Genomic DNA, 24,643 nt, shown 5'->3' on the forward strand with positions numbered 1-24,643 from the left:
ACATTATTATTTGTTATATAAAATATTTGAATTATTACAAACTAACTTTGTTATACTTATATTCCATGCTCGCATTGTTTTATGCCAATGTCTGAATTTTAGAAATTGGTCCCATGTTAATTCAAGAATCAATTTTGGCATATAATTTTTGTCGATTTGAACAAGAATTAGATATTCGAATTTCTTTTCCGGAATTTCTACATCTCCAGGATTTCCCATGCCGTGAAATACACCTGTAGTTTTGTTCGGTTCAGACATCGTTTTTATACTATATCTGTCCCCATTATTACTAGTAGCGTCAATATTTTTTGTGCCCTTTTGAACTAGTTGTAATTTAGAATAATTTGGCTTTGAGTTGCAAATTGAAACAACCAAAAACTCACCTCTGTCACCTATTATATTATTAGTTCTAACTAAACCTCTTTTTCTTAATTCAGATACTGAATTTGCATATAACAACCAAAGTTCATCATTTGATACTGAATCTAGATCATCCATCTTTATCAATTACAAGCAATGTAGATAATAAATTTTCTAGCCTTATGAAAAAGGTGTAAGGTGCAAGCAATGTATCCTCACCACCTCCACCACCACGGCTATTCGACCAGCTAACCCCAGTCAAAAAGTCACTCAGCAGGATTGAATCCCATTGCACAAATAATCTATCTTCGCGATTGTTAACTTGTCTTACATTATAAATTATAGGTATATTAATTTTATTTAGTAAATATAAATACCAAAGTATTCTTCTAGAATCCCAACCATATTGCCAACTTTGTAAATTAGTAGTGCCGTTTGATATCGGAGTTTTTTCTTTAATTTCTACAAGAAAAAGATTACTGTTTATAAAAACAAAACCGTCTAAATCTATTATTTGCCTGCCTTGTGCCTTTCGCATTACGACATCTAAAAAATATCTCGTGGCATATATCTTTTGTAATATTTTAATATCATAGTTATTGAAATAATCAAATTGTTCTCTTTTTCTTAATGGGAATTTACGTACTTTTTGTGTAGAAATAGAAAAACTGTTTAGGATAAAGTCAAAATTACCATTTTGGATAACATTGAATTTCCCACTCACCGCATTAAATAAATAAAAAGTAAATTTAGGCTTCAGTATATGATCTTGCGATCTTTCGGGTCGCTTACTTTTTTTTGTTTCAAATTGTTCAGTTTCCCAATCGTTTAAATTAATTTTTATATATAATAACTGTTTAATTTCCTCCCATGTAGACATTTTTTTATAAATATTGACGTAGTCAATTTCGTTGTCACTAGAGATTGTTGTGTAAATAAATGAGTTTTTGTCACGACTGTCACCCGATAACTTTTTTGATATAAGTTGTCCTCCTTCGAGAAACTTTGTATCAGATCTTGATTGCATAAGATTCTCAAATTCTACTTCAGCTTTAAAACCTAATACTCTTCGCTTAAAATAATCGTTGTTTGTAACCCTACTATCACTAACAGAGCTTGTCGATGAACACATTACTTTATACAAACTTTCTATTATTTGGTTTTTAGTCATACAATTTTATAAAAAATGAGTAACCTTTGTTTTATATATTTTAGAGATTTGTTCAAGTTCAGTAATATCCAACCTACGTTCACCTAATTCTATCTTGGAGATATAAGATTGAGGTTTACCTAATTTACTGGCAACATGTAATTGTGTCAAACCCAAACTAATTCTTAATTTTTTGAGTTTTTGTATAACCAACTTATATTTTTTTGTGTATATTAGATTAGACATGAACAAATAATATATCCTTAATTAGGATAACCCAAAATAGGATATTATTTATTGAAGAATTTTATGATATTTTTAGCAAGCGCTTTAATTACAGGTACTGCAACGCTATTGCCAAACTGTTTGTAAGCCTGCATGTCACTTACAGGGATAATATAACTTTCTGGATAGCCTTGCAAGCGTGCGGCTTCTCTCGGTGTTATTTTCCTTGGATTTTTTCCTTTTTGTTCAATCAATATTTCTGAACCGTCCTTGTAATACCTTGCTGAAATTGTGCTTGTGTATTCAGATTCCTCATTAAACAATGAATATCCAAAACCATTTCCTTTTTCTCTGTGTTCTTTCTTTCTTCTTTGGTGACCAGCCCATAATTTATCGGAAATAGTATGTTTTGGATCAATTTCCTTATCTAAGATATTACCAAGTCTTGTTTTAGTTTTGGGCTCAATAGGAAATTTAAAATCTACATCCTCTTTAAATCCGATTATGTAGATTCTTGCTCTATTTTGAGGCAAACCAAAATCTTTTGCATTTAACACCTGATGAAAAACTTTATACCCCAGTTTTTCAAGGGTCCCTACAATAACTTTCAAAGTATTACCTTTGTCGTGCGTTCCCAAATTTCTTACGTTCTCAAGAAAAACAACCTTTGGTTTGTGATGTTCCACAATTCTAGCAATATCAAAAAAGAGTGTTCCTCTGATGTCTCCAAACCCTTTCTTTAAACCTGCCTGAGAAAATGGCTGGCAAGGAAAACCTGCGAGCAAAACATCAAACGGTGGTATTTCTTCTGCTTTAATTTTGGTTATATCACCATATGGGACTTCCCCAAAATTAGCACTATAAGTTTTTTGTGCATGACTATCCCATTCAGAGGAAAAAACACATTCACCATCAACACTTTCAAATCCTAATCTAATTCCACCAATACCTGCAAATAAGTCTATAAATTTAAATTTTCCTTTTTTCTCTTTTTTAGATGGATTACTAAACAAATCAGTTAAAATTATTGGTTGCTTAACGTTAGCCATTCACTAATTCTAGCATTTTTGACGTCAAAATAGTTAGGAATTACTACGGTTTTTATTCACTCCCCTACTCTTGCGAAATGTTTTTTTAAGGTATATAGTTATTATATGGATGATTTGCTGGAAGATGCAGTAAATGTTTGTATTCAATATGACAGAGCTTCTGCTTCACTTCTGCAAAGAAGATTATCAATAGGTTACGCCAGAGCTGCTAGAATTATTGACCAACTAGAGTCTGCTGGTGTACTTGGTATGTCTGATGGTAGCAGTAAACCTCGGGAAGTTTTAATTAAATCATATAAAGAATTTAAAACAAAAGATGATCATGGGTTAGTTGCTGAAAAGAAAGATGAGTTTAAAGAAACTTCTAAGGAGTATACTCCAATTGTTGCAGATTTTTTAACTGATGATATTAAAAAATTATTAAAACCTACTGACTTACCATATATAAAAAATGACCTTACCCGAATTGGTAATTTAATTGTCACAGGGAACGTGATTAGTAAAAAGTATGAATATATAAAAACTTATTTACTGTTTTTACTTTCAAAGTTTAATTTGTCTGATGTTAGAGTAATAATTGATGACGGGACTGGAAAACTTAAAAAGTTTGGCAGTATCCCACACCTTTTAACTTCCATTATTGATAAATCTGAAGAATCTCTTTCATCACTTCGCTGGCTAAGTCGAGAAATGGATAGAAGAATTGAAATAATTAATAAAGATGATAAAACCACTTTTCCTGAGATTATTTACATAGGAAATATATTCAGTTTCTATAACAGTGATATTGAATATGCAATCAAAAGAATTTCTTCAATGGGTGCATATGCAAAAATTCATTTAATTTTGCTTGGTGATAGACTTGGTGACTTTCCAAAACAAATCAAAGACAATATCCCCGCAAGACTTGAGTTTAGTAAATTTGGAGAAGCTGAAGCAGTATTTAGTTTTAAGGAAAAAATAAAAATTAGAATAACTGAATTAGACAAAGTGAAAGTTATAGATTATTTAGCAAATCTTAGCTAATTTAGCCTCAAAACTATTGACAAGCGCTTGCTATGGTGGTAATATTCTATTGAAGCGTACACTAATAACTTAAGTAGTGCCTTAATGTTCCCTCGGAATATCCGGGACGTTAAAGTTAAGGGTAAACATTATTTAAGACGTCGCTTCACCAATTTACTCAATCTTCGGATTGAGTTTTTTGATTTTCAGAACTGTAATTTTTATTTAAAAGATTAAATAGTGTATAATTATTTTTAAAGTATTATGAAATTTTCAATTAGACTTCTATATTTATATCTTTTTTCTTTCATTGGGCTGTTAATTGCTGTGATTGGATCAGTTCAACTTGTTGATTTAGGACTAAAAATATATCTTTTCCAAGATGCTGACAAATATGAATATGCAAGACCTGTAAAGTTAGAAGGTATGGAAGAAGTAAACTATGAGGAAGAACAAAAAATGGCAGATAGGGAAAACACCAGACAAAGGCAAAGACAAGCTTCAAACGCCATTGCTATGATTTTAGTTGGTTTCCCTCTATATAAATATCACTGGAAGCTACTTCAGAAAGAAAAATAAATTTAATTTTTCTCTAATTGTTTTTTAAGAAGTTTGTATACGTTTTTCTTTGTTTCTTCAACTGTCATACCCCACTCTCTGGCCATTTCTTCAAAAGAAGCATCAGTTAAAGATGCACCTTTTACATCGGGCTTACCCATATTGTCATCTGGAATATCGCATCCGCAATTGAAACACATATGATATTATCATACTATGCAGTTTAAACTTGTCAAGAAGTTGGACGAGGCAAAAGGTACAAAGACTTTTGTTTTTAGACCCAATGAAAAAATTAATTTTGAAGCAGGGCAATATATATACATTACCCTTCCCAAATTAAACTATCCAGATGCAAGGGGAGAAACACGCCACTTTACAATCTCAAACTCCCCAACTGAAGGAGATGATATAAAAGTTACTACCAGAATGAGGGAGGAATCAGGATATAAAAAAACCTTGGATGAACTTTCCGTTGGCACAGTTGTAGAGGGACGTGGCCCACAAGGTTTTTTTGTTTTACCTACCAACAATCCAGATAAACTAAGCCGTCCACCGCTACCCCAAATCAATTTGTTCATTGCTGGTGGAATAGGTATTACTCCATTTAGATCAATGATTAAATATGCTATCGATAGTGGCCTAAGCACACCAATATATTTAATCTATTCAAACTCAGACAGTGATTTTGTTTTTAAAAAAGAATTAGACACATGGCAAAAAGAATACAGCAACCTAAAAATTGAGTACATAGACACATCTGTTGATGGTAGGATTGATGAAATTAAATTAAAAAAACTTATTAATCAGTGGAATTTAGTTATAGTCAATTTTACTGCTTGGGTTGTTGGTCCCAATCCATTTGTTGATGCAGTGGAAGAATTACTTGTAAACTTAAACATCTCAGAAGATAACATTAAGTCAGAAAAATTCACTGGATATTAAAAAAATGTATCCTAATACAAGCAACTAGTCATCATATTTTCCGTTAATTATATCCACCAATCTTTCTCTATCAATCCTGCCCTTGTTATCTATACAAACATCGTCTATTTGAATTATTTGAGAAAGGGTGAAGCCATCCCTTAGTAAATCGCCCAAAGCTTTTAAAAATCTATTTTTCATTCCAATTTTGGAGTCACCGCACCTTGTCTCAAACCTCTCCTTAACTTCTTCAGGCAAAACTTCAAAAACACTATTCGAATCCGACAGAGTCGGATGAATGGCTTCATTTATTCTTCTAGGGGACACATTAACCCTTATTTCAAGCAAGCGATCTCTTAAACTCATATCAATTGCTATATATTCTTTGGAGCAGTACTGTATTCTAAAGTAAACTTATATCTATTTCTAGAGTATATAAATATCTTGCCTTGTATCTGACTCACCAACCTTTTCACCCTCACCACGAAGTATCCTTTCAAGAGGTCTGCATTTGATACATCCTTTGTGGGGACAAACAAAATGGTTAAGTTGTCTTGCTAGTTTTATTCTTCTACCAATTGTTAATATTTTTTCTTTTGATTCTTCATAGTTAGGGAGTTCTTTTTCTGTTAGTTCCTTGCTTTTGTCCAAATACCAGTATGAAGCCTTAGATACCGGTCTTGATTGTGTATTTGTTGCAAGTAACAAATAAATAGGAAGCTGTAGCGACTCACTGTCTTCTTCATTTTTTCCTGTCTTAAAATCAATAATATGCACTGAATCTCTTTTTTCTATATATTCCAACCAATCAATTTTTCCGCAAAGAATTATGTCATCCTCCTCAGACAAATAATAATTAGGTATAAAATCAGACTGGATTTTTACAGCTTTATTTAAAAGCGGTCCTGGATTGTCTTCAACCATTTTAAGCATCTTTAAACCTCTCTCCTTAAAACCCTCCTCTTCATCAACTGATTTAAACCCTCCCACTTTTCCTGTCACTTTTTTCCAAGCAACCTCAAATTTTTTTGAAAGAGGTATTTTGAACCTTTCACCAACAGGTAATACTGATAATGACTCAACCACATCATGAACCACTTGACCCAATGAAAGTGCAGGTGAGGTAACAGTTATTTTATTTCCAGTATTTGGGTCTTTATATACATTTCTCAAGTAGTATGCCCTGGGACAAGATAAAAAGTCAGATATTGAAGAATGACTAACCCAGACCGCCTTATATTTGTCTTTCATTGAGTCATTTTACACTATTTCCGAATTTCTTTTTTCTGCTTTCTAAATTTTTCTTTAATGCCCTTGTCAACTGATTTTTTTGACTTCGGTTGAGTATCTTTCGCACATCTTCCTCAGATAATGGTTGACCTGGAACTCCCGAGACAAATACAACTGAATTATCCTCTAGAACAAGAGCGCTGACTCTAGGTGAAACCGACTTATATATGTTACCAACTTCAACAGGTACAGACTCACCATTTATTTGGTAGGTTTGAGAAACCAATGGTTCTGGATCTATGTCACCATAGCCAACAACACTACCTTTCTTGTTATACTTTCTCAAGAGCTCGGTCAACGCTTCCTCGTTTTTTATTTGAGCTTGGATTCTAGCTTTATTCTTTCCCAAAATCTGTGTTCTTTCTTTTGACATACTTAAATTATACCAGTTGCAGTCAAAATAATGACTTTTGTAGTATACTAGTCTTACCTAATATGAAAAGATATTCTAGGCTTGCTAACGTAGAAGAAAAGAAAAATATAAAAAAGGCTTACTTATATGTAGTTTTGTCTATAATTGCTTTAGTTTTACTTGTCTTTCTAGGAATTCCTACTCTAGTACGTTTTGCTGGCTTTGTTGGAGAAATTACAAAATCTGGTAAACCTGTGGAAATAGTGGATACTACCCCACCTGCACCACCCCAATTTGATGAGATACCAGAGTTTACCAATAGTAGCTCACTTAAGATTACAGGTAAGTCTGAAAGTGGAGCCACAATACTAATTAGGGCAAACAACAGTACAGTAGAAGTAGTTGCAAATAGTGATGGAGAATTTAACTATACTTTTCAACTTAAAAAGGGAGAAAACACACTAGATGCCAAAGCTCGTGACTTGGCCAATAATGAAAGTACTCAGACAAACACATATAGGATTATTTTTGACAGTGAAGTTCCTGAAATAGTAATTGAATCTCCTGCTGATGGAGCAAGTTTCTATGGTAGTGGTCAAAGGCAACTGTCAGTTAAGGGAACTGTCAGTGAAAAGGTAAATTTAACCATAAATGAAAGATTAGTAACTGTAAGAGACGATGGAACCTTTAATTTTGCAACTACACTTACAGAGGGAGAAAACAAGTTTGAAGTCAAAGCTGTTGATATGTCTGGAAATGAGTCTTCAACTTCCTTTACCGTTAATTTTGCTTCCTAAACCCACGAGGCTAAACATCCAAAACATTATATGAGGATAAAAAAGACTATTGGCAAAAATACTATGCACCAATACCGCCAAAAAACTAATTGTTAAAAATGGGCTTGTGGGGATTTGTAAAATGAAATATATAAATAATATAAAACCAATAATACCGGTGGTTGCCAGTAAAAATAAAATAGAAGAATCAGAACCACTACAAGAATGAGAATCTATGTTCACTTCACCTAGATACTTTACTCTTGCATTACAAATATTATTAAATCCAACACCTACTAGTGGAGACCTTTTAATAATTTCAAAAGTTTCTCTATAATTTTCAAGTTTATTGTTCCCACTTACTGTTCTTGCAAAATTAGTACCCTCACCAATGTTCTTTGGTAAAAATACTATCACTAACACAAAAATTAAAATGCCTAAATATTTTTTATTCAGTAGTGAAACTAGAAACAAAAGAAGGTAGCTAATTCTTGAGTATGTGAATAAAATACTTAATGCTAGAAAATAAAAAGCTAAATTATTCTTTTTTTGTAGTGCAACAATAACACCTAACACTAGAACTAACCCCAAAAATGTTGGATCTAGAAATGTACCCGTCATCCTTAATAGGTGATCATCCCAGCCAAAATACTTTAATGTTGTTAAATCAGGCCAAATTAAATATTGAATCCAGCCAAAAATTGCACTGGCTATACTAGCTACCAGTAGATATTTTAGAATTAAAGACTTTTGTTTTACGAAGTTAGAAATATAGACTGCTACAAATGCATATGAAGTAAGCCTAGCTAAATATAATATGCTTTTTAATTCAAAAAACTGATAATTAATAACTAAGGAAAATAAACAAAATAAAATAAAGTAGATAAAATATTTAAACCATGAAGGGTATGTGGGTTTATGCAACAAAGTAAGCAGTGCAAGTAGTAAAACGGCTATGTCAAAAAGATTTACAAAGCCAAACTTAAAAAGCTGGCCAAAAGGAAATATGATTAGTGTTGCAAAAAATATAATTTTAACCATGCGAGATATGAGTGTAATGATTGCATTATACTAAATACAATATGTTTTGACTTTATATAGGTAACTATTAATTTTCCAATTGGGAAAAATATAATTTTAAAAAGAGTTGATCGCTTTCCTTCTTTCAGGTTTTCTTTAGCATGTAAGTCTGAATATTTATTTATTTTTTTTAAGTAGTCTGTTAAATTGTCTGCAGTATTATGAATAATAACGTTGTCTAAATTACTTACATTTTTAATATCCCATGTTTCATGTACTCCTCTCTTCCATGTTACAAACTTTCTTTTACCCAATCTTAATATTTTGTCATCCCCTACATATTGACCCAAAAAATAATTCTTGCGTGTTAAATAATAACCATCGTATTTGTTTGAAATGTTTTTAATAGGACTTGACAATTTCTCGTCAGAGTCTAGGAACAAAACCCAATCAGCTTTTGATTTTTGCAAAAGTTCATTTCGTGCTTTTGCAAAATCAGTAATATTAGATTTTTTTAGTTCCAAAATATTTAACATAGTAATATAGTGTTAAGGGGATTGAAAAAATAACAGCAATGATTGTTGCATAACCTGCACCCACCAAACCAAATATTTTAATTAGGGGGTATAGGATAACAGCTAAGCAGATAGTACTAGTTAGGGTTATATATGTAACAGCTTCTTGTTTTCCAATTCCTAAGAATAGTGAAAAAAACGAATTAGATATTGCCTTGATAACCCCATAAATGGCTAAAAGTTGTAGAACAGGTGCAGCTGGTAACCAATTTTCGCCTAAAGCAAACATAACTATTTCTACAGGAAACTTAAAAATAAAATAGCCGAAGGGAATAGCAAATAGGCAAATTATGAACAATGTCTTTAAAAATGCTTTCTTTAGCCTCTGTGTCTCATCTTTTAAATTAACATATATTGGAAAGGTCACTTTATTAAAAATTTCCCCAACTTCAGAAACTGGAAGTGTGGAAATTTTGTATGCCTGTTGATAAATTCCCAAACTTGCAGTTCCCAAGATACGACCAACTACAATATCATCTAAATTTTGAAACAAATAATTAAAAACACCAGCTCCTGTTATCCACTTACCACGATTTATAACTTCTAAAGTTTTCTCCTTATCAAAAATAAACTTTGGGATTGGTTTAAAAAACTTAAAAGATAAAAATACCTCTAGAGTGGTTGAGATGATCATTGCATATACAAGAGAATTTTCAGATTTTGTAATGAGGCCTAACAGAATTGCAAAAAACACATTAACAATAAATACTCCCGAATCGTAGAAGAATTGTTTGTTAAACTCCAAATTCTTTTGATATTTTACACAGGCTGGATTTATAAAACCACGAATCATGGGAACAACACTGACAAGATACAATATATTAACTGCTGAAACATTTTTAAAATATCCTGCTATAACTGGAGCTAAAATTAAAATTAAAAGTCCAACTATCAAACCTCTTACAATAGAAACAACCCAAGCAGAATTTAAATAACTATCAATATTTTTATTCTTTTGAATTAAGAATATGTTTATCCCTGTCTCTGTTAACATCTCAAGAAATCCTAAGACTAGTGAAGCAATACCATATATACCAAATTGGGCTGGAAGTAATACTCTTGCAAGAACTGCAATTTTTAGTAACGCAAGTAACCTAGTAAGGCCACGTAGGGCACCCATCCAACTAATTCCTTTTAGTGCTTGATTGTAGTATCCCATGACTAAATCCAATTATACCAGCAATATCTGAAACAAATTGAAGCAGAACACCCCAAGTTCCAGCCTTTCTAAAAGCCCAGAAGGCATAAAGAGTTAAGAGTGATAAAAAGTACAAGTTTCCAAAGTAATAAAATGTTAAAACAAAAATTAAGTAACGTAAAAAGACAGTTAATATTTTAATATTGTGAGTCTTAAACTTTTTAATAGGATGCCACCAAATTCCAGATAGCGCGTCGCCTTTTGCATATCTATAAATACTTATCGCAAACTCTGATAAATCTTTTGGCAAACTCCAATCAACCATTGCATTTTTTGCAACAACAAACTTTGCCCCAACTTTTAAAAGCTCTAAATTAAAAACAGTATCCTCTGCAGTTTCAGTCAATTTTTCAGGAAAACCACCAGCCCTTTTCCAGATATCTTTTGTAAAGGCCAAAGACCTGGCTGATGGCATGAAGTCAGAATTAATATCTTTTTTGTTAACCCCCAAAAAAACACTGCATGCTTTTTGAAATGAATTTTTGGTAATCATTTCATAACCACCTGCAACGACGTCAACCTTATTGTTCTTTTCTGTAAATGGAAATGTCAACTTTTCTAACCAGTTATAGTGTGGCAAACATCCAGCGTCAGTAACTGCAATAATTTCGTTCTTTGCCTTTTTAATTGAAATATTTCTACCCTTTGACCTTGAACAATTTTTATATTTTTTAGCATCAATAATTATAATTTCATCAGGTTTTAGTGTTTGACTGTTTAAAGCATTAAGAAGTTTATTGATAGTTTCCTCTGATTCATTAAGTACAGTTACACAAACTGATGCTTTTACAAAACTCTGATCTTGCCAAGCTTTGCTTATTTTCGCCATAATTTTAGATAGACTTCACAAATTTTACTCCAAGTAGGTATTTTTTTTATTGACATAATTTCATTCCAATAGTCTTCTTTTAATTTATTGTGGGAAAATGTCAAAATTTTGCAGTTCGCATTTTTAGCTTCTAAGTATGAAAGATATCCAGAGGGTACACAATATTCTGCAGTTTTTAAATATTTTTCAGGGTTTGGGTCATTAGTTATATATTTAACTTTATACTTTTCTCTTTGTTTTTTGAGCCATTTCTGAAATTCAAAATATCCAGTGTCTTTTTCTTGTCTTCCAAGCCATACAACTGTATTTTTTATTTTTGTTTGTCGGCCATAGTCTTGACCAAGCTTTCTGACCGCCCCATGAATTATGTAATCTGGTTTTATTTTGTAATACTTTTCAATATACTTACCTACTGCGATACTTCCGTTACATAAATAGTTTGCAACTTTTTTGTTTAAGATGTTATATATTGGTATTGGATATTTTCCTTCCCAGCCATGAAAAGTTATGAAAATTTTTTTGAAAGGTAATAAAAAACAAAAAGGTAAATACCAAATAAACACATCGTGAATATGTATAATATCTGTTTTATATAAAACTTTGATATTTTTTAAAAACCAAAACCAAATATATAGAAGTCCAATGATTTTAATGTGTGGTTGTTTAATATCCTCTTCGGAAATAGTAGTAACTACATAATCCTTCTTTTTCAATTCTTCACTAATCTCCCTAATATGTTTTTCAACACCACCAATATGTGGAGGTTTATGTTTGGAAATAAATAATATTCTCATACGCTTTCCATTCTAATAAATGTAAATAAAATATTCATGATTTATAAGTTGAAAAGTAAACATTTTCATTTCTTGGTCACTATGACTATAAGTAAATTCGGTATCCCAATTTGAAAAAGTTTGGATACCATGGTTTTCATCCAAAAAAACTTATTATAAGCGAAAAGATATTTAGATTTTGTTATCTGGAAACCCGAAGCATTTAATAAACTAGCTAACTTTTTTTCTGTAAAAATTTGGAGATGTTGATTGTTCATACTATCAATTTTTGATTCATTGAGTGGTACAGATACTATAAGTTTTGCTTGTTTGTTCATGACTCTAAATATTTCGTCCATAACTCTTCGTAGCACTATTGAATTTAAATGTTCCAAGACATCTAACGCACAAATGACATCAAAAAAACCACTTTTAAATGGTAATTTACTACCTAACTTCTGTTGTATAAACGTTCCTTTGAAGTTAACATTTGCGCGTTTAACTGCCTCGTGTGAGATATCTATCCCAAATAACACTAGATTTAAATTCTTATCAATAACTTTTTGTTCTAAATATCCATACCCAAAGCCTAAGTCAAGCAAATTTCCCTTTAACTTTGAGATTTCAGAGACCACAATTTTATTTTTCATTTTATATATAGGCGACTGAAACAGTGTTGTACGATTACTTTTTATTTTATTATCCCAAAATTTTACAGAATTTTTCATTTTAGTTGTTGACATGTATTTTTTTAAGATGCATATTTATATTTATAGTGAGTGTTAAAAAAACTATATTAGTTAAGTTTTTCATCTTCATTGTCGCACTGATAATTGTTTTGTCTAGACCTCTTATTATACACGCTCTAGATTTAAAATCTGAGTGGAATTACAATACAGAAATACCACTTTTAAACGGTGTGGCTAGTAGTTATTCATTCATTTTAAATGATAAGATTTATTTGATCGGAGGTGCTGGCGCAATATCACTTCCTGTGGGGTATTTTTCACAACTCAATTCATTGGGCGAAATTTTAAATTGGGAGGAGTTATCCAGTACCCCAAATATATATTGGCATTCAGGAGCGAATAATAATAAGTATGTATACATTCTTGGTGGGGCTCGTGGCTTACCCTCTATTTTACTGGACGAAGTAGTGTACGCTGAAATACAGAGCAACGGTGATATTACCACATGGAACACAACACAGAAACTACCATTGAAACTAAGTTTTGGATCAGCTTTTATCTTTGATAATAGCGTCTATTATGTAGGAGGTTCGACAAATGGCGAAAATCAAGCGAGCTCAAGAAATGAAATTTACAAGTCTACAATAAGTGTTGATGACGGTAGTTTAGGAGAATGGACGCTAGCAGGTACATTACCAGTTAGATTGCAAAGATTTTCACTTTATGTCCATAATGATAAGGTAGCAATCATTGGTGGTATTTCAAACACCGGCATAACTAACTCTGTTTATTTGGGCACAATTGACACAAATGGTCTAATATCTAGCTGGATCACGCAGCCAAACCTACTATTTCCTAACAATAGAGGTTCATTAACTGCACTTAATGATAACCTAGTACTGATTGGCGGTTATTCCCCCAGCGTAACAAATAAAGTTGTGTACGCACCCATATTAAGCAATTCGTCGATAGGTGAATGGAATGAGAGCGATGCAATCTTACCTTACACAAATTGTTGTTCTGCGGTCTCGACTAGCGGAAACTACATATACATTCTTGGCGGACATAATGGTCAGAATTATACGAGGAATGTTTTGTTTAACTCATCACCAACACCATTACCAACTCCAATTATCCCAATAATGCAGGTGACAAATTTAAAACAATATACTGGAGGTTGGGAGAATGACTGGTATGATCATATAAGTGGAACAATTAAACAATATGGTTGTGCACTAACTTCTGCCGTCATGGTTTTGCAATATCATGGTCATAGTATTTCTCCAGATACTCTAAATGACTGGCTAAAAACACAAAGTGATGGTTATATTAGAAATGGTTTAATTAATTGGCTTGCAGTTTCAAGATATACAAAATTGAATGATTCAAGTAGTTCACCAACTTTGGAATATAAGAGATATACTCCAACACAAGAAAATTTGGATAATGAATTAACCAATAACAGACCTGCAATTTTAAAACAACCTGGTCATTTTGTGGTAGCAACTGGAAAAATGCACGATGGAATTTATACTATTAATGACCCAGGGTATGAGAACAGGTCTGACCTGAGTCCATATGGTAATTATTCCTTGGCCATTAATTCATATACTCCAACACATTCTGATCTCTCATATATTATGTTTACTGTTGACCAACACATTAATCTGGAGCTACTTGACTCACATGGAAATCCTGTAGAAAGCCAGTCATTTATAGAAGAACCAATAAATGATCTTGAAAATACTAGTAACACCAGTGGAGAGGTTTTAAAGGTTTTAATTTTTGAAAAGCCTAAAGGTTCAAGTTATACACTTAATGTTAGTGGAGCTAGTGGATCATACGAATTGGATTCATATATGTATTCTATTGATGGCAATGTAACAATGAATAAATTTAGTGGTTCATTAATGGGCGGGGATACAGATATATACAACATCAAGTTTAATTCAAAAAGTAAAGTTAAACTTTCAATTGATGGAATATTACTTAATTTGGATAACGCATATAAAAACAAACTAATTAAAAATAAAGGAATTTACCAATCTATAAAAATGCATATTAAGTTTTATCAAAGGTTTCACTCAGACAATATTATTAAATTTTTGATTAAACATATAAAAAGACTTACACCAAGATTTATTGACACAACTTACTCACTAAACTTAAGGCAAGATTTAACTACTTTGATTAAATAATGTATAATTAGGTATGATGCAAGGGAGCAAACGTACAGGACATACGGGTTGGAAAATTACCGTACCTACACCTTCAGAAGAGCCAGCTGCAGGACATGTTTCACTGGATGGAACAGAAGTTATCCCAAAAGTTAATTTACCAGTTACACCACGGGACAAAGAGATAAAAACAGTACTTGCACCAACGATTGAGGGTGCTAAGAAAAACCCAGAAGATGAAATAAACCCTAAGGGATCAACTATTTTACCTGAGGTAAGAATTTCTTAAAATTTAAATACACTTCTCTTAATCTTTTTACTACTGCATACATAAAAATAGCTTGACAGAACCAGAAGAAAATCATAAACCAAGGTTTTGTTACATCAGTGCCTACATTTATACTATGTGCAGATACAAAGATAAATGCCAAATAATTCAACATATGCAGTTTTCTCCAGTTTACTGCTAACCACTGATCAACTTTTTTTCCAAATAGTAAAAATCCATTTCTACCAGAGAAGCTGGCCAAGCTTTGCTTATACTTTGCAACAATAACTGCAATTGTAAAAATATAAAATGCAAATCTCCCTAAGCTTAAAAACCACTCATATTTGTTATTACCACACATTACACAAAAATCTACAAAAACATAAAATGGATCAATTTCACCTGACAGAAAATATCTATAGATAACAAAAAGAAGTGGATGTAAAAGAATAAATGTATATGCAAATATACCACTAATCATATGAAATCTTAAATACTTTCTATCAGTACTTAAAAAAACCTGCAGGGTAATTAAAGCAAATGCAGTTATTCCTGTTATTCTTTGTAATAAATTAATAATTTCTAAATTTGTCATATTTTGGTGGATTCGCCCCGATTTGAACGGGGGGCCTTTGCAATGTGAATGCAACGCTCTAACCAACTGAGCTACGAATCCCTATATCTATATTAGAGTAATAATATCATCTTTTTAGTTCTTTTCACAGAATTGACATCTGGCTTGAATTAACCTAAATTGATTATTGTCGTGGCAAAATTAAATGACATACAACTTGCCCTTTCATACGATGATGTACTTCTGGTACCTCAATATTCAAGTATAAATAGTAGAAACGAAGTATCATTAAAAACCAAAATTAGTAACAAAGTTACATTAGAAATACCACTAATAACTGCAAATATGAGTGATGTTACTGACGTAAAAATGGCAACTGCCATTGCAAAACTTGGAGGTCTTGGAGTCATACCAAGATTTTTACCAATAGAAATGCAGGCAAACGAGGTTTTTGAGGTCAAAAAAACATCTCAAATTGTTGGTGCTGCAGTTGGAGCTAGAAATGGTATTGTTGAAAGGGCTGAAAGTTTAGTTAAAGCAGGCGTTGATATTTTGTTCATAGATGTAGCTCATGGCCATATGCAAAAAAATATAGATGCAACTAAAAAGTTAAAACAATTGTTTGGTAATTCAGTTGACATTGTATCAGGCAACACAGCAACTTTTGAAGCCACAGATGACCTTTTTAAGGCAGGTGCAGACTGTGTTAAAGTAGGAGTAGGACCAGGTTCTATTTGTACAACAAGAATTGAAACAGGGTCAGGTATACCTCAAATAACTGCAATTTTAGAAGCTGCCAAAGCTGCAAGGAAACATAAAAAATTTATAATTGCAGACGGTGGAATTAAAACTTCTGGAGATGTTGTTAAAGCCCTTGCTGCTGGTGCATCTGCAGTAATGGCAGGTAGTATTTTTGCAGGTTGTGATGAATCTCCTGGTAAGATTGTTAAAATTAAGGGCAAAAAATTCAAAGTTTACAATGCCTCTACTTCAATGGCTGAAAAGAAAAGGCATTTTTTATTTAACAAAAAAGAAGTTGAATCTCACTATATCAAACAAATTGAAGGAGTAGAGTCAATTGTCCCCTACAAAGGATCCCTTTCATCATTAGTAGAAAGATATGTTGCAAATATACGTTCCGGCCTAAGTTACTCTGGTGCAGAAAACATCAATAAGTTATGGCAGAACTCAAAATTTGTAAGAATAACCTCACAAGGACTAAAGGAAAGTGGCTCTCATGATGTGCTACTATACAACACACGTTAAAGACTAATATAATGTTATCTATGCTACACAAACTTGGAGCCTTTTTTATGGATATTTTAGAAGTTATTGTCTTGGCTGTTGGTATTTTTTTGATTGTCTATCTTTTAATCTTAAGGCCTCACAAAATTAAGGGCCAATCAATGCACCCCACTTTTCCAGATGGTGAATACTTATTAACAGAAAAGGTTACATATTATAGAAATGACCCACAAAGGGGTGATGTTGTAGTTTTTAAACCACCTATCTCAGATGATGAGTTTATAAAAAGAATAATTGCAACCCCAGGAGACAGTGTTATGGTCTTAAATGGCAGAGTTTTTATAAATGACACTGAACTTAAAGAAGACTATATAAAAGTAAACACAAACTCTAGTAATTTTCTTGCTGAAGGAGAAAAATACACAGTACCAGAAGGGAATTATATTGTCATGGGTGACAATAGACCACACTCTTCAGACTCTAGGGCTTGGGGACCTATCACCAAAAAAGCTATAACAGGCAAAGCATGGTTGGTTTATTATCCATTTAACTTAGCAGGAACTATAAAATCTCCAAATTATTAAGTACTTTTTAAAAAAAGTTAATTTGCAACTGCCTTATAGATTAATTGAAGTGTGCTTTCAGTTTCATCTAATGAACCTTTCAACACAAAGGTAAGTCTTGTTTCACGTCTGGATCTTGCAAGTCTAACTTGATGTTTTTCTCCAAGTGCTTTTTCAAAATCTGATCTCATTTTGTCTATTTCTTCAGAAATTATATGCATTTTAGGTAGATTAGCTTTTGGCTTCTGGTCTGCTTGTGCTTTCATCCTTCTTGCTAGTTCTTCAGCTCTTCTGACTGAGCCTGACTCACGCAATATAATTTTATATGCTTCAACCATCAAGTCAGTGTCATCAATTGCTGCTAGGGCCCTTGCGTGACCTTCAGAGATAAGTCCTGAAAGAAGTCCATCTTTTAATGCGTCTGGTAGTGTCAGTAAACGTAATGAGTTGCTGACGTAGGCAACTGACTTACCAATCCTGACTGCTACTTCTGATGTTGTTAAACCAAACTCATCCATTAACCTCTCAAATCCTTTGGCACGATCTAAGGAATTTAGATCAACCCTCTGGACATTCTCTACTATTGCCATTTCAAGCATTCCTTTAGGGGTTGTTTCACGAATAATGACAGGTACGTGGGTCAAACCTGCAAGCTTTGAAGCTCTCCATCTACGTTCTCCAGCAATTAATTGGTATCCAGCAGGAGTTTTGGCAGCAACTAAAGGTTCTAATATTCCATGCTCACGAATTGAATCTACTAAGTCTACTAAGCTTTCTGGAGTAATTGCACCTCTTGGTTGTAATGGGTTGGGCTGAAGTTGATTTATGTCTAATTGAATTACTTCTTCTGCCATATTATTTTGTAACTATATTAACTAGTTTTTTGCCTAATTTGGTTGTAAATTTAACAACACCAGTTTTGACTGCATATAGGGTATGATTTCTACCTACCTTGACATTTTTTCCTGCTCCAATTTTTGTACCATTTTGGCGAACTAAAATTTCACCTGAGTTAACAGGTTGCATACCTGAAACTTTTGTACCCAATCTTTTACCTGCTGGGCTTACGTGTTGTTTTGCTTTTCCTGCGGCTTTGTGTGTTGACATATTTGATTATGAATATAGACTAACTTTTCACGCTTGTCAAGTGACTAGAAGTTACTAGTTTGATATTTTTTGTACTAAAAGTCTGGTGTATTGAGCACGAAATCCTATATGCCTTCTCTGTCTTGATTTGGCTTTATACTTAAAGACTCTTACCTTTTCACCTTTTTCAACTTCTGTTAAAACTTTCAAAGTAACTTTTGCTTTTTCTAAAACTGGAGTTCCAATTTCTACATTGTCTCCATCAGAAACTAATAATACTTCCGCTTCTGCTTTTTTTGTATCTGTCAATTTGTCAACCAAAACTTCTTGGCCTTCAGAAACTTTGTATTGTTTTCCACCAATTCTGATAACTGCAAATTTAACTGCAGATTTATCTGCTGGCAAGATTTTCTTATCCATATGTTGTATTTTAAAGCCAAACCTAACTAATTACAATAATTAAACCATTTTTGTGTTTCGTAGTACATGTGGCAGGATATTATAATTTTTATTTTATAAAATTATGCTATCCATGTACTACGGAAACTGACAACAACATCGTTGAGGCTAGGGATTCCTCTCTAACGTCGTTGTCAGTTTCAATTGACTACCCGGTAACCATACGCGCCGCCAAAATGAGCAGGATCGAAGAGATGATAATCGTCACCCTTTTGACCTTCTTGGCCTCAAGCTTGAAACCATGCTGGCCGGTGATGACAACGTCAACACCTTCGAAAGTCATTTCGTCACCGCCGGTTTTTGCAGGTTTTTCCGCCTTGGGTTTTTCCGGACCAACACCCATGAGGTAATACCTGTCACCGACTTTCTTGGCGCGCGCCTTGAACAGGATCTTGCCGAAATCGGCTTGCGGAAACACAGCGATATGAAGCGAAGAAGTGATTTTATTCTTCACCGCTCCAATCGATGCTCCTGTCTCACCGCGCTCATCCAAAAGCCGGCTAACCGCATCTGCTGCCGTTTGTCGCATATCAGGATTCAACTTTACGTGTGCCATAACAAAGTACCTCCGATTTGAATTTTGATACACTATCCCTAATTAGTGTTTAAACGTGCGCACGCTTTCGCGTGGGGATATTCTATAGTATTCTCCTGTAAATGTAAACTTATAGTTTATTTAAATAAGGATGCTATATCAGCATTTATGCTGTTATAGTTTTTTAGTCCCAACTACAATACCTAGTGTAATCATGGTGGCAAGTAGGGAAGAACCACCAGCTGAAACTAAAGGATATGGCACACCTGTTATGGGTAATAACCCCATATTCATACCAGTATGAACAAAAACCTGTGCAAACAGTGTCAAAAAAACTCCAGAAAGAAAAATTCTTGCAGGGATATTTAGGGGATTATCTAAATACTTAACAATTCTAAAAAATAACACCGCTGTTAAAGCTAATAATATAAATGCACCAATAAATCCCATTTCCTCAGAAATGGAAGCAAATATAAAATCTGTGTGTCTCTCTGGTAAAAACAATAATTGGGTGTTAACCCCTTTACCCAGTCCCCTACCAAAAAACATTCCTGAACCTACTGAAATTGTTGACTGGATTGCATTATAGCCAACACCTAAAGGATCACTTGCTGGGTCAAGAAATGAAGTTATTCTCGTCTTCTGATACGGTGCCAATGAAAAGTAAATGAGTGGAATTAATGCAACCACAATTAATCCTAAATATAAAAAGTTTTTCTTATTTAAATCAGCTGCCAAGAAAAGTCCCAAGAACCCCACAGCAGTTAAGGCAGTAACACCTAATGAAGGTTGAACTAAAATTAAAAATAAAGGGATTCCCATCAAAATTAAGGTATGAATTATTCTTTTTAAGTCAAGTTTTTTATAAGTTAAATAGTTTGCAAAAAAGACAAGTAAAAATGGTCTAACTATTTCCGATGGTTGAAATGATAGGCCTCCTATTGGTATCCATCTGACTGTTCCCCTCGTAGCTTGTCCTATTATTAAAGTTACTACTAGCAGTAAGATTGAAATAATATATAAATATTTAGAGAAAGCTGAAAACACTTCAAAATCAAAAAGTGAGAAAAATAAAAATGCTATTATGCCCAGACCAAAATACCAAAAGTAAGATGGGAAAAGTGCGGGGCTTATGGAATTTAAAATAAAATAACTAAAAATTAGAAGTAAGACAACCGGTAATATTAAATATATATCAAGCTTCATCGCTTAATGATACACCAAATTCACCCTCAGTAATATTAACCACAAGTGTCTTTTTAATTAACCAATCCTTAAGCTCTTTATTTTTTGGTACCCAAGAAGTAATCAAATTTATTTTAGCATCCATCTCCACACCCATATCTTTTCTAGCAGCCTGTATTTTTCTAATAAGTTCTCTTGCTTTTGCTTCTTCCTCAAGTTCAGGGGTAATATTTAGGTCTAATTTATTTTCTTTTTGATCGTATTTGATTGATTTAACATTAAGTTCATCCAAAATAAGTTGTTCTAGTTCTTCTGTCTCAAATTGTTTCTGCGTAGTTAAAAATTGAGATAGTGGTTGCCTAACTGGAACATTATTTTCTTTTCTTAAACTATGGCCCACTTCAACCATTTCCCTGACCTTATTCATTTCCAATAGAAGGTCCTTATCTTGATTATTCAATAGTGCGGATTCTGGCCATGAAGACAGATGCACAGATTCCTCCTTAGTTAAATTTGTATATATGAAATCAGCGATAAATGGTACAAAGGGAGCTAGCAATTTAGATAATATAACTAAAACTTGATAAGTAGTATTATAAAAACGATCGTCCCTCCTATCTCTTGACCTCCTGATATACCAAACTGACAGATCATCAACGAATTTATCAATTGAAGAACTAGAATTATATGGATCAAATTTTTCTAAATTTTCAGTAACTGAATTTACCGTTTCATTCAATCTGGCTAAAATCCAACGGTCTATGGCACTTAAGCCCTCAGCATCTTTGGGGTGTTGTTTGGATGGTGTAAATCTATCCAAATTAGCATAAGTTATAAAAAAGTTATAGATATTCCAAATCTTTAAATGAAACTGACGTCTAGTGTCATCGGCTAGTCTATAGCCAAATAACATATTAGTAGCGGGATCTTGTCTGGCAAACATCCATCTCATAACGTCTGATCCGATTTTGTCGGCAGCCTCATTAAATTCAATAGCATTCCCCCACGATTTATGCATCGCCCTTCCATCTTCTCCAAGCTGGGTTGCAAAGCCCAAAACAGTTTTAAAGGGGGTTTTGTTTTCCAACACAGTGCTCATTGCAATCATTGAGTAAAACCAATTTTTAAATTGTCCTGGAAAACTTTCTGTAATGAAATCAACTGGAAACCATTTTTCCCACTCCTTCTTGTTAGTTAAATAAAGAGGTTTTGTATCAGTGACTTCAAAATTACTGGCCTTATTGTTTTCAGAGATTGTTGAAAACTGAACAATCCCCGCGTCTAACCAAGGGTTACCCACTGGCTCAATTCTTGATGTAACTTCACCACATACTAAACATTTTATTTTCACCTCATCAATTTGTGGTTTGTGAGGAGACTTACCGTCAAACTTATCCCAACCTGACACTGTTCTTTCTTTTAATTCTTCTTTCCCCCCAACAACATCAAAGTTTCCACATTTATTACATTCCCAAATTGGAAGTGCTAAACCCCAGTATCTATTCTTTTTACTAATTAGCCAATCATGCATATTATCAAGCCAATCAAGTTCTCTTTTTAAACCAAACTCAGGAATCCAAGTAATTTTCTTAGCAGTATCTTTCATTCTCTCCCTCAATGTTAAGTTTGATTTACTAGGCAAAGAATTTTGTGAAGGCTTGTCCATGGCTATATACCACTCGTCTGTAACTTTCCATACAAGTTCTGATTTACATCTCCAACAAGCCGGATATCTATGTTTATATCTTTCAATCTTAAAAGAAAAATTATTTTCCTTCATCTTTTCTAAAATTAATTCGGGATGCTTTTTTGCATTTTGGCCACTTAAATCTCCAAAACCATCCATATACGATGCATCGTCGTTAATTACAGGAATCATTGGTAGCCCTAGTTTGCGACCTAGTTTAAAGTCTTCCGTTCCTGCCGAAACTGCAGTGTGAACTAAACCTGTTCCTTCAGTAGTAGTAATAGGCATGATTAAGTCAATCGTCTCGACCACTGTATGAAATTTACCCAAACTTTCTTTTGCAACTTTAGCAACTGCCGGCAAGTCATCAAAAAGACCCTTATATTTAAGACCAACCAGTTTTGAGCCTTTAACTTTTTTAAGTTCTTTGTATTCAAAACCTGTTAAGACTCTTTCTTTTGCTTCTTCTGCAAGCCATAATTTTTCGTCATTTACTTCAACTAATACGTAATCAAGTTTTTTATCAACCGCCACCGCAATGTTTGCAGGGATTGTCCATGGGGTTGTAGTCCAAACAAGCAAATTTTCATCCGTCTCCTGAATTGGAAATTTCATATAGATCGACTCGTGTACAGCTTCTTTATAATCTTCAGTCAACATTTCATGTTGTGATATTGCGGTTTCACATCTAGGACACCAAGGAACTGAATCTTTACCTTTATAAAGCCAACCATTTTGATGAACAACTTTTAAGAAGTGCCAAATCATATAATTGTTGTCGTCTGAAAGCGTGTAATACGAATGATCCCAATCCGCGAAATATCCCAATCGTTTACTTTGTTCGGTTTGAATTCCAGAATATTTTTTTGCCCTTTCTTTACAAAGTGCAACAAACTTATCTACCCCAAATTTCTCAATATCTTTTTTACTTTTAAAGCCTTGTTCTTTTTCAACTTCAACTTCAACCCACAAACCTTGGCAATCAAAACCATTTTGATGTCTTTGACGAAAGCCCTGCATACTTTTAAACCTTGGCCATAGATCTTTATAGGTCCTACCCCACGCATGGTGAACACCCATTGGATTATTTGCAGTTATTGGACCATCCTGAAAGGAAAAATATTTTTTAGACTTTTTATTTCTATTCAAATATTTATCAACGATCCCGTCATTATACCAATGGTCTAAGAGCTCTCTTTCCATCTTTGGAAAGTCAGGTTTTGGCTCAACAGCTTTAAAATAATTTTTTAATTTTTGCATAGCACCTTAATAATATAATATTAAGGGCGACTTATGAAGACGCGGTACCACCTTAAGTTGATTCTTAATTACTGCTGTTACGGGCTTACCCGAAAGGTTCTACTCTCAAAAAGATTTCCTCCTTTAGCAAGTGATCGATCTTCACTTATAGCTTGTACATTATTGTAACACTGTTTATACTTTTTTTCCATCTAAAGATGCATACCCCATAACTTGACAATGTATGGTGGTGGTGGTGGTACCATTAGCCTCAGTAAATCGAAAAACTCAGGTTTGTTTGCAATCTTATAGTATTTCGGTTTTATTTGTTTATTCTTGCACTTTAATAAAATGTGGATTGTTTTATTCTTTCCTAAGTAGGTAGCTTTCTGGATATTATTCTGTATTTAGGAAAATACCTATTTGGGTAGAAAAAAATCGATTTTTATCAAAAAAGGAGAAATAGAATGGCTAAAGTAACGATCGTTAACGAACTCCCTGTTGTAGACTCTACACATTTCCCCGAGTTGCCAAAGGATTTCAAAGGAAAGCATTATGTTATGTTCGATAGTAAATGGCAAAGTTATGAAGAAGAAAACGTGGCAGCATTGATCTTGACCGCTGTTGCGCGGAGCGGAAAGTGGGAACCCGTCTCTTGGAGTAATTTTGTTGCTCTTATTAAAGATGGCGGAGTTACTCGCGAGATTGGTCTTGGTTCAGATTTGGGGCTAGCTATCCAACGCGTTGCTATTACTGGCGACATTGAATTGATCAAACTGGGAAACGAAGTCTATCTCGTTCCAACCCCTGTTCTGGCTGAGACAGTCAAACGCTCGATCATTCGTTACTACTAAA

At 33.4% G+C, this 24,643-nt stretch carries 30 protein-coding genes and 1 tRNA gene; 9 read left to right on the plus strand and 22 right to left on the minus strand.

The features are described 5' to 3' along the window. Positions 1 to 6: 6 nt before the first annotated feature. The 4 genes from QY322_01105 to QY322_01120 are packed head-to-tail and all read right to left on the minus strand — an operon-like array spanning position 7 to position 2,784. The gene (locus QY322_01105; protein WKZ25887.1) at positions 7 to 498 is read right to left on the minus strand and encodes a hypothetical protein; all 492 of its coding nucleotides are present in this window, start codon (positions 496 to 498) and stop codon (positions 7 to 9) included. Next, on the minus strand, positions 491 to 1,531 hold the full coding sequence (locus tag QY322_01110) for a hypothetical protein (GenBank protein ID WKZ25888.1): 1,041 nt from the start codon (positions 1,529 to 1,531) through the stop codon (positions 491 to 493). Before QY322_01110 ends, QY322_01105 begins: the two co-directional genes overlap by 8 nt. A 6-nt stretch (positions 1,532 to 1,537) precedes the next feature. Further along, the gene (locus QY322_01115; GenBank protein WKZ25889.1) at positions 1,538 to 1,756 is read right to left on the minus strand and encodes a helix-turn-helix transcriptional regulator; all 219 of its coding nucleotides are present in this window, start codon (positions 1,754 to 1,756) and stop codon (positions 1,538 to 1,540) included. A gap of 44 nt (positions 1,757 to 1,800) precedes the next feature. Continuing rightward, entirely contained in the window at positions 1,801 to 2,784 is a 984-nt protein-coding gene (locus QY322_01120; GenBank protein WKZ25890.1) for a DNA cytosine methyltransferase, read from the minus strand. Between the two features lie 105 nt (positions 2,785 to 2,889). Between QY322_01120 and QY322_01125 the strand changes: the two genes are divergently transcribed. Continuing rightward, on the plus strand, positions 2,890 to 3,810 hold the full coding sequence (locus QY322_01125) for a DNA translocase FtsK (GenBank protein ID WKZ25891.1): 921 nt from the start codon (positions 2,890 to 2,892) through the stop codon (positions 3,808 to 3,810). Between the two features lie 243 nt (positions 3,811 to 4,053). Beyond that, positions 4,054 to 4,368: a hypothetical protein gene (locus tag QY322_01130; GenBank protein WKZ25892.1), complete on the plus strand. Its 315-nt coding sequence runs from the start codon at positions 4,054 to 4,056 to the stop codon at positions 4,366 to 4,368. Positions 4,369 to 4,370: 2 nt separating this feature from the next. On the opposite strand, the gene QY322_01135 is transcribed toward QY322_01130, so the two are convergent. Beyond that, on the minus strand, positions 4,371 to 4,547 hold the full coding sequence (locus QY322_01135) for a hypothetical protein (protein ID WKZ25893.1): 177 nt from the start codon (positions 4,545 to 4,547) through the stop codon (positions 4,371 to 4,373). 16 nt (positions 4,548 to 4,563) lie between these two features. Between QY322_01135 and QY322_01140 the strand changes: the two genes are divergently transcribed. Next, positions 4,564 to 5,289, plus strand: a complete 726-nt coding sequence (locus QY322_01140) for an FAD-dependent oxidoreductase (GenBank protein ID WKZ25894.1) — start codon at positions 4,564 to 4,566, stop codon at positions 5,287 to 5,289. A gap of 24 nt (positions 5,290 to 5,313) precedes the next feature. Here QY322_01140 and QY322_01145 read toward each other — a convergent pair whose 3' ends face one another. The 3 genes from QY322_01145 to QY322_01155 are packed head-to-tail and all read right to left on the minus strand — an operon-like array spanning position 5,314 to position 6,931. Continuing rightward, the gene (locus QY322_01145; protein WKZ25895.1) at positions 5,314 to 5,634 is read right to left on the minus strand and encodes a hypothetical protein; all 321 of its coding nucleotides are present in this window, start codon (positions 5,632 to 5,634) and stop codon (positions 5,314 to 5,316) included. A 60-nt stretch (positions 5,635 to 5,694) separates the two neighbouring features. Next, positions 5,695 to 6,519, minus strand: coding sequence for a PD-(D/E)XK nuclease family protein (locus QY322_01150; protein WKZ25896.1), 825 nt, complete (start codon positions 6,517 to 6,519; stop codon positions 5,695 to 5,697). A gap of 4 nt (positions 6,520 to 6,523) precedes the next feature. Next, positions 6,524 to 6,931, minus strand: coding sequence for a hypothetical protein (locus QY322_01155; GenBank protein ID WKZ25897.1), 408 nt, complete (start codon positions 6,929 to 6,931; stop codon positions 6,524 to 6,526). Positions 6,932 to 6,993: 62 nt separating this feature from the next. Between QY322_01155 and QY322_01160 the strand changes: the two genes are divergently transcribed. Continuing rightward, positions 6,994 to 7,707 carry an Ig-like domain-containing protein gene (locus QY322_01160; protein ID WKZ25898.1) on the plus strand — a complete coding sequence of 238 codons (714 nt, stop codon included), beginning with the start codon at positions 6,994 to 6,996 and terminating at the stop codon, positions 7,705 to 7,707. Here the strand turns inward: QY322_01160 and QY322_01165 are convergent. From QY322_01165 to QY322_01190, 6 genes are all read right to left on the minus strand, one after another. Next, on the minus strand, positions 7,675 to 8,727 hold the full coding sequence (locus QY322_01165) for a hypothetical protein (GenBank protein WKZ25899.1): 1,053 nt from the start codon (positions 8,725 to 8,727) through the stop codon (positions 7,675 to 7,677). The two genes, QY322_01160 and QY322_01165, sit on opposite strands and share 33 nt — an antisense overlap. Further along, positions 8,697 to 9,242 carry a hypothetical protein gene (locus tag QY322_01170; protein ID WKZ25900.1) on the minus strand — a complete coding sequence of 182 codons (546 nt, stop codon included), beginning with the start codon at positions 9,240 to 9,242 and terminating at the stop codon, positions 8,697 to 8,699. Before QY322_01170 ends, QY322_01165 begins: the two co-directional genes overlap by 31 nt. Beyond that, entirely contained in the window at positions 9,211 to 10,440 is a 1,230-nt protein-coding gene (locus tag QY322_01175) for a lipopolysaccharide biosynthesis protein (protein WKZ25901.1), read from the minus strand. Before QY322_01175 ends, QY322_01170 begins: the two co-directional genes overlap by 32 nt. Beyond that, positions 10,406 to 11,308: a hypothetical protein gene (locus QY322_01180; protein WKZ25902.1), complete on the minus strand. Its 903-nt coding sequence runs from the start codon at positions 11,306 to 11,308 to the stop codon at positions 10,406 to 10,408. Before QY322_01180 ends, QY322_01175 begins: the two co-directional genes overlap by 35 nt. Then, complete coding sequence (locus QY322_01185; protein WKZ25903.1) at positions 11,296 to 12,102, minus strand: hypothetical protein; 807 nt, start codon at positions 12,100 to 12,102, stop codon at positions 11,296 to 11,298. The genes QY322_01180 and QY322_01185 overlap by 13 nt, the downstream gene beginning before the upstream one ends. 65 nt (positions 12,103 to 12,167) lie before the next feature. Next, positions 12,168 to 12,809 carry a class I SAM-dependent methyltransferase gene (locus QY322_01190; protein WKZ25904.1) on the minus strand — a complete coding sequence of 214 codons (642 nt, stop codon included), beginning with the start codon at positions 12,807 to 12,809 and terminating at the stop codon, positions 12,168 to 12,170. Positions 12,810 to 12,856: 47 nt separating this feature from the next. Between QY322_01190 and QY322_01195 the strand changes: the two genes are divergently transcribed. Together QY322_01195 and QY322_01200 are read left to right on the plus strand one after the other, a co-directional pair. Next, entirely contained in the window at positions 12,857 to 14,968 is a 2,112-nt protein-coding gene (locus QY322_01195; protein WKZ25905.1) for a C39 family peptidase, read from the plus strand. Between the two features lie 13 nt (positions 14,969 to 14,981). Then, positions 14,982 to 15,236 carry a hypothetical protein gene (locus QY322_01200; GenBank protein ID WKZ25906.1) on the plus strand — a complete coding sequence of 85 codons (255 nt, stop codon included), beginning with the start codon at positions 14,982 to 14,984 and terminating at the stop codon, positions 15,234 to 15,236. Here the strand turns inward: QY322_01200 and QY322_01205 are convergent. Then, on the minus strand, positions 15,208 to 15,810 hold the full coding sequence (locus tag QY322_01205; GenBank protein ID WKZ25907.1) for a hypothetical protein: 603 nt from the start codon (positions 15,808 to 15,810) through the stop codon (positions 15,208 to 15,210). The genes QY322_01200 and QY322_01205 overlap by 29 nt on opposite strands. A 4-nt stretch (positions 15,811 to 15,814) precedes the next feature. Continuing rightward, a tRNA-Val gene (locus QY322_01210) sits at positions 15,815 to 15,891 on the minus strand. A gap of 90 nt (positions 15,892 to 15,981) precedes the next feature. Between QY322_01210 and QY322_01215 the strand changes: the two genes are divergently transcribed. Together QY322_01215 and lepB are read left to right on the plus strand one after the other, a co-directional pair. Continuing rightward, positions 15,982 to 17,055 (plus strand): IMP dehydrogenase, encoded by a 1,074-nt coding sequence (locus QY322_01215; GenBank protein WKZ25908.1) that lies wholly within the window; start codon positions 15,982 to 15,984, stop codon positions 17,053 to 17,055. 20 nt (positions 17,056 to 17,075) lie between these two features. After that, positions 17,076 to 17,618, plus strand: coding sequence for a signal peptidase I (lepB, locus tag QY322_01220; protein ID WKZ25909.1), 543 nt, complete (start codon positions 17,076 to 17,078; stop codon positions 17,616 to 17,618). Between the two features lie 17 nt (positions 17,619 to 17,635). Here lepB and QY322_01225 read toward each other — a convergent pair whose 3' ends face one another. The 6 genes from QY322_01225 to ileS form a co-directional block, all read right to left on the minus strand. After that, on the minus strand, positions 17,636 to 18,451 hold the full coding sequence (locus QY322_01225; protein WKZ25910.1) for a ParB/RepB/Spo0J family partition protein: 816 nt from the start codon (positions 18,449 to 18,451) through the stop codon (positions 17,636 to 17,638). 1 nt (position 18,452) lies between these two features. Then, positions 18,453 to 18,704 carry a 50S ribosomal protein L27 gene (locus QY322_01230; GenBank protein ID WKZ25911.1) on the minus strand — a complete coding sequence of 84 codons (252 nt, stop codon included), beginning with the start codon at positions 18,702 to 18,704 and terminating at the stop codon, positions 18,453 to 18,455. A gap of 54 nt (positions 18,705 to 18,758) precedes the next feature. Continuing rightward, positions 18,759 to 19,103 (minus strand): 50S ribosomal protein L21, encoded by a 345-nt coding sequence (gene rplU, locus QY322_01235; GenBank protein ID WKZ25912.1) that lies wholly within the window; start codon positions 19,101 to 19,103, stop codon positions 18,759 to 18,761. A gap of 187 nt (positions 19,104 to 19,290) precedes the next feature. After that, positions 19,291 to 19,698 carry a hypothetical protein gene (locus QY322_01240; GenBank protein WKZ25913.1) on the minus strand — a complete coding sequence of 136 codons (408 nt, stop codon included), beginning with the start codon at positions 19,696 to 19,698 and terminating at the stop codon, positions 19,291 to 19,293. 153 nt (positions 19,699 to 19,851) lie between these two features. Further along, positions 19,852 to 20,883 carry an FtsW/RodA/SpoVE family cell cycle protein gene (locus tag QY322_01245; protein WKZ25914.1) on the minus strand — a complete coding sequence of 344 codons (1,032 nt, stop codon included), beginning with the start codon at positions 20,881 to 20,883 and terminating at the stop codon, positions 19,852 to 19,854. Next, positions 20,873 to 23,809 (minus strand): isoleucine--tRNA ligase, encoded by a 2,937-nt coding sequence (gene ileS, locus QY322_01250; protein WKZ25915.1) that lies wholly within the window; start codon positions 23,807 to 23,809, stop codon positions 20,873 to 20,875. Before ileS ends, QY322_01245 begins: the two co-directional genes overlap by 11 nt. 446 nt (positions 23,810 to 24,255) lie before the next feature. Here ileS and QY322_01255 point away from each other — a divergent pair, with 446 nt between their 5' ends. Then, positions 24,256 to 24,642, plus strand: a complete 387-nt coding sequence (locus QY322_01255; GenBank protein WKZ25916.1) for a hypothetical protein — start codon at positions 24,256 to 24,258, stop codon at positions 24,640 to 24,642. Position 24,643 lies beyond the last annotated feature (1 nt).

Source organism: bacterium (assembly GCA_030583725.1).
GTDB lineage: Bacteria > Patescibacteriota > Microgenomatia > UBA8517 > UBA8517 > JAUYMM01.

What these genes read in the sequence shown, in the direction of transcription:
- QY322_01105 (WKZ25887.1), bottom strand. Translation starts at nt 498, where the DNA reads ATGGATGATCTAGATTCAGTATCAAATGATGAACTTTGGTTGTTATAT.
- QY322_01110 (WKZ25888.1), bottom strand. Translation starts at nt 1,531, where the DNA reads ATGACTAAAAACCAAATAATAGAAAGTTTGTATAAAGTAATGTGTTCA.
- QY322_01115 (WKZ25889.1), bottom strand. Translation starts at nt 1,756, where the DNA reads ATGTCTAATCTAATATACACAAAAAAATATAAGTTGGTTATACAAAAA.
- QY322_01120 (WKZ25890.1), bottom strand. Translation starts at nt 2,784, where the DNA reads ATGGCTAACGTTAAGCAACCAATAATTTTAACTGATTTGTTTAGTAAT.
- QY322_01125 (WKZ25891.1), top strand. Translation starts at nt 2,890, where the DNA reads ATGGATGATTTGCTGGAAGATGCAGTAAATGTTTGTATTCAATATGAC.
- QY322_01130 (WKZ25892.1), top strand. Translation starts at nt 4,054, where the DNA reads ATGAAATTTTCAATTAGACTTCTATATTTATATCTTTTTTCTTTCATT.
- QY322_01135 (WKZ25893.1), bottom strand. Translation starts at nt 4,547, where the DNA reads ATGTGTTTCAATTGCGGATGCGATATTCCAGATGACAATATGGGTAAG.
- QY322_01140 (WKZ25894.1), top strand. Translation starts at nt 4,564, where the DNA reads ATGCAGTTTAAACTTGTCAAGAAGTTGGACGAGGCAAAAGGTACAAAG.
- QY322_01145 (WKZ25895.1), bottom strand. Translation starts at nt 5,634, where the DNA reads ATGAGTTTAAGAGATCGCTTGCTTGAAATAAGGGTTAATGTGTCCCCT.
- QY322_01150 (WKZ25896.1), bottom strand. Translation starts at nt 6,519, where the DNA reads ATGAAAGACAAATATAAGGCGGTCTGGGTTAGTCATTCTTCAATATCT.
- QY322_01155 (WKZ25897.1), bottom strand. Translation starts at nt 6,931, where the DNA reads ATGTCAAAAGAAAGAACACAGATTTTGGGAAAGAATAAAGCTAGAATC.
- QY322_01160 (WKZ25898.1), top strand. Translation starts at nt 6,994, where the DNA reads ATGAAAAGATATTCTAGGCTTGCTAACGTAGAAGAAAAGAAAAATATA.
- QY322_01165 (WKZ25899.1), bottom strand. Translation starts at nt 8,727, where the DNA reads ATGGTTAAAATTATATTTTTTGCAACACTAATCATATTTCCTTTTGGC.
- QY322_01170 (WKZ25900.1), bottom strand. Translation starts at nt 9,242, where the DNA reads ATGTTAAATATTTTGGAACTAAAAAAATCTAATATTACTGATTTTGCA.
- QY322_01175 (WKZ25901.1), bottom strand. Translation starts at nt 10,440, where the DNA reads ATGGGATACTACAATCAAGCACTAAAAGGAATTAGTTGGATGGGTGCC.
- QY322_01180 (WKZ25902.1), bottom strand. Translation starts at nt 11,308, where the DNA reads ATGGCGAAAATAAGCAAAGCTTGGCAAGATCAGAGTTTTGTAAAAGCA.
- QY322_01185 (WKZ25903.1), bottom strand. Translation starts at nt 12,102, where the DNA reads ATGAGAATATTATTTATTTCCAAACATAAACCTCCACATATTGGTGGT.
- QY322_01190 (WKZ25904.1), bottom strand. Translation starts at nt 12,809, where the DNA reads ATGAAAAATTCTGTAAAATTTTGGGATAATAAAATAAAAAGTAATCGT.
- QY322_01200 (WKZ25906.1), top strand. Translation starts at nt 14,982, where the DNA reads ATGATGCAAGGGAGCAAACGTACAGGACATACGGGTTGGAAAATTACC.
- QY322_01205 (WKZ25907.1), bottom strand. Translation starts at nt 15,810, where the DNA reads ATGACAAATTTAGAAATTATTAATTTATTACAAAGAATAACAGGAATA.
- lepB (WKZ25909.1), top strand. Translation starts at nt 17,076, where the DNA reads ATGCTACACAAACTTGGAGCCTTTTTTATGGATATTTTAGAAGTTATT.
- QY322_01225 (WKZ25910.1), bottom strand. Translation starts at nt 18,451, where the DNA reads ATGGCAGAAGAAGTAATTCAATTAGACATAAATCAACTTCAGCCCAAC.
- QY322_01230 (WKZ25911.1), bottom strand. Translation starts at nt 18,704, where the DNA reads ATGTCAACACACAAAGCCGCAGGAAAAGCAAAACAACACGTAAGCCCA.
- rplU (WKZ25912.1), bottom strand. Translation starts at nt 19,103, where the DNA reads ATGGATAAGAAAATCTTGCCAGCAGATAAATCTGCAGTTAAATTTGCA.
- QY322_01240 (WKZ25913.1), bottom strand. Translation starts at nt 19,698, where the DNA reads ATGGCACACGTAAAGTTGAATCCTGATATGCGACAAACGGCAGCAGAT.
- QY322_01245 (WKZ25914.1), bottom strand. Translation starts at nt 20,883, where the DNA reads ATGAAGCTTGATATATATTTAATATTACCGGTTGTCTTACTTCTAATT.
- ileS (WKZ25915.1), bottom strand. Translation starts at nt 23,809, where the DNA reads ATGCAAAAATTAAAAAATTATTTTAAAGCTGTTGAGCCAAAACCTGAC.
- QY322_01255 (WKZ25916.1), top strand. Translation starts at nt 24,256, where the DNA reads ATGGCTAAAGTAACGATCGTTAACGAACTCCCTGTTGTAGACTCTACA.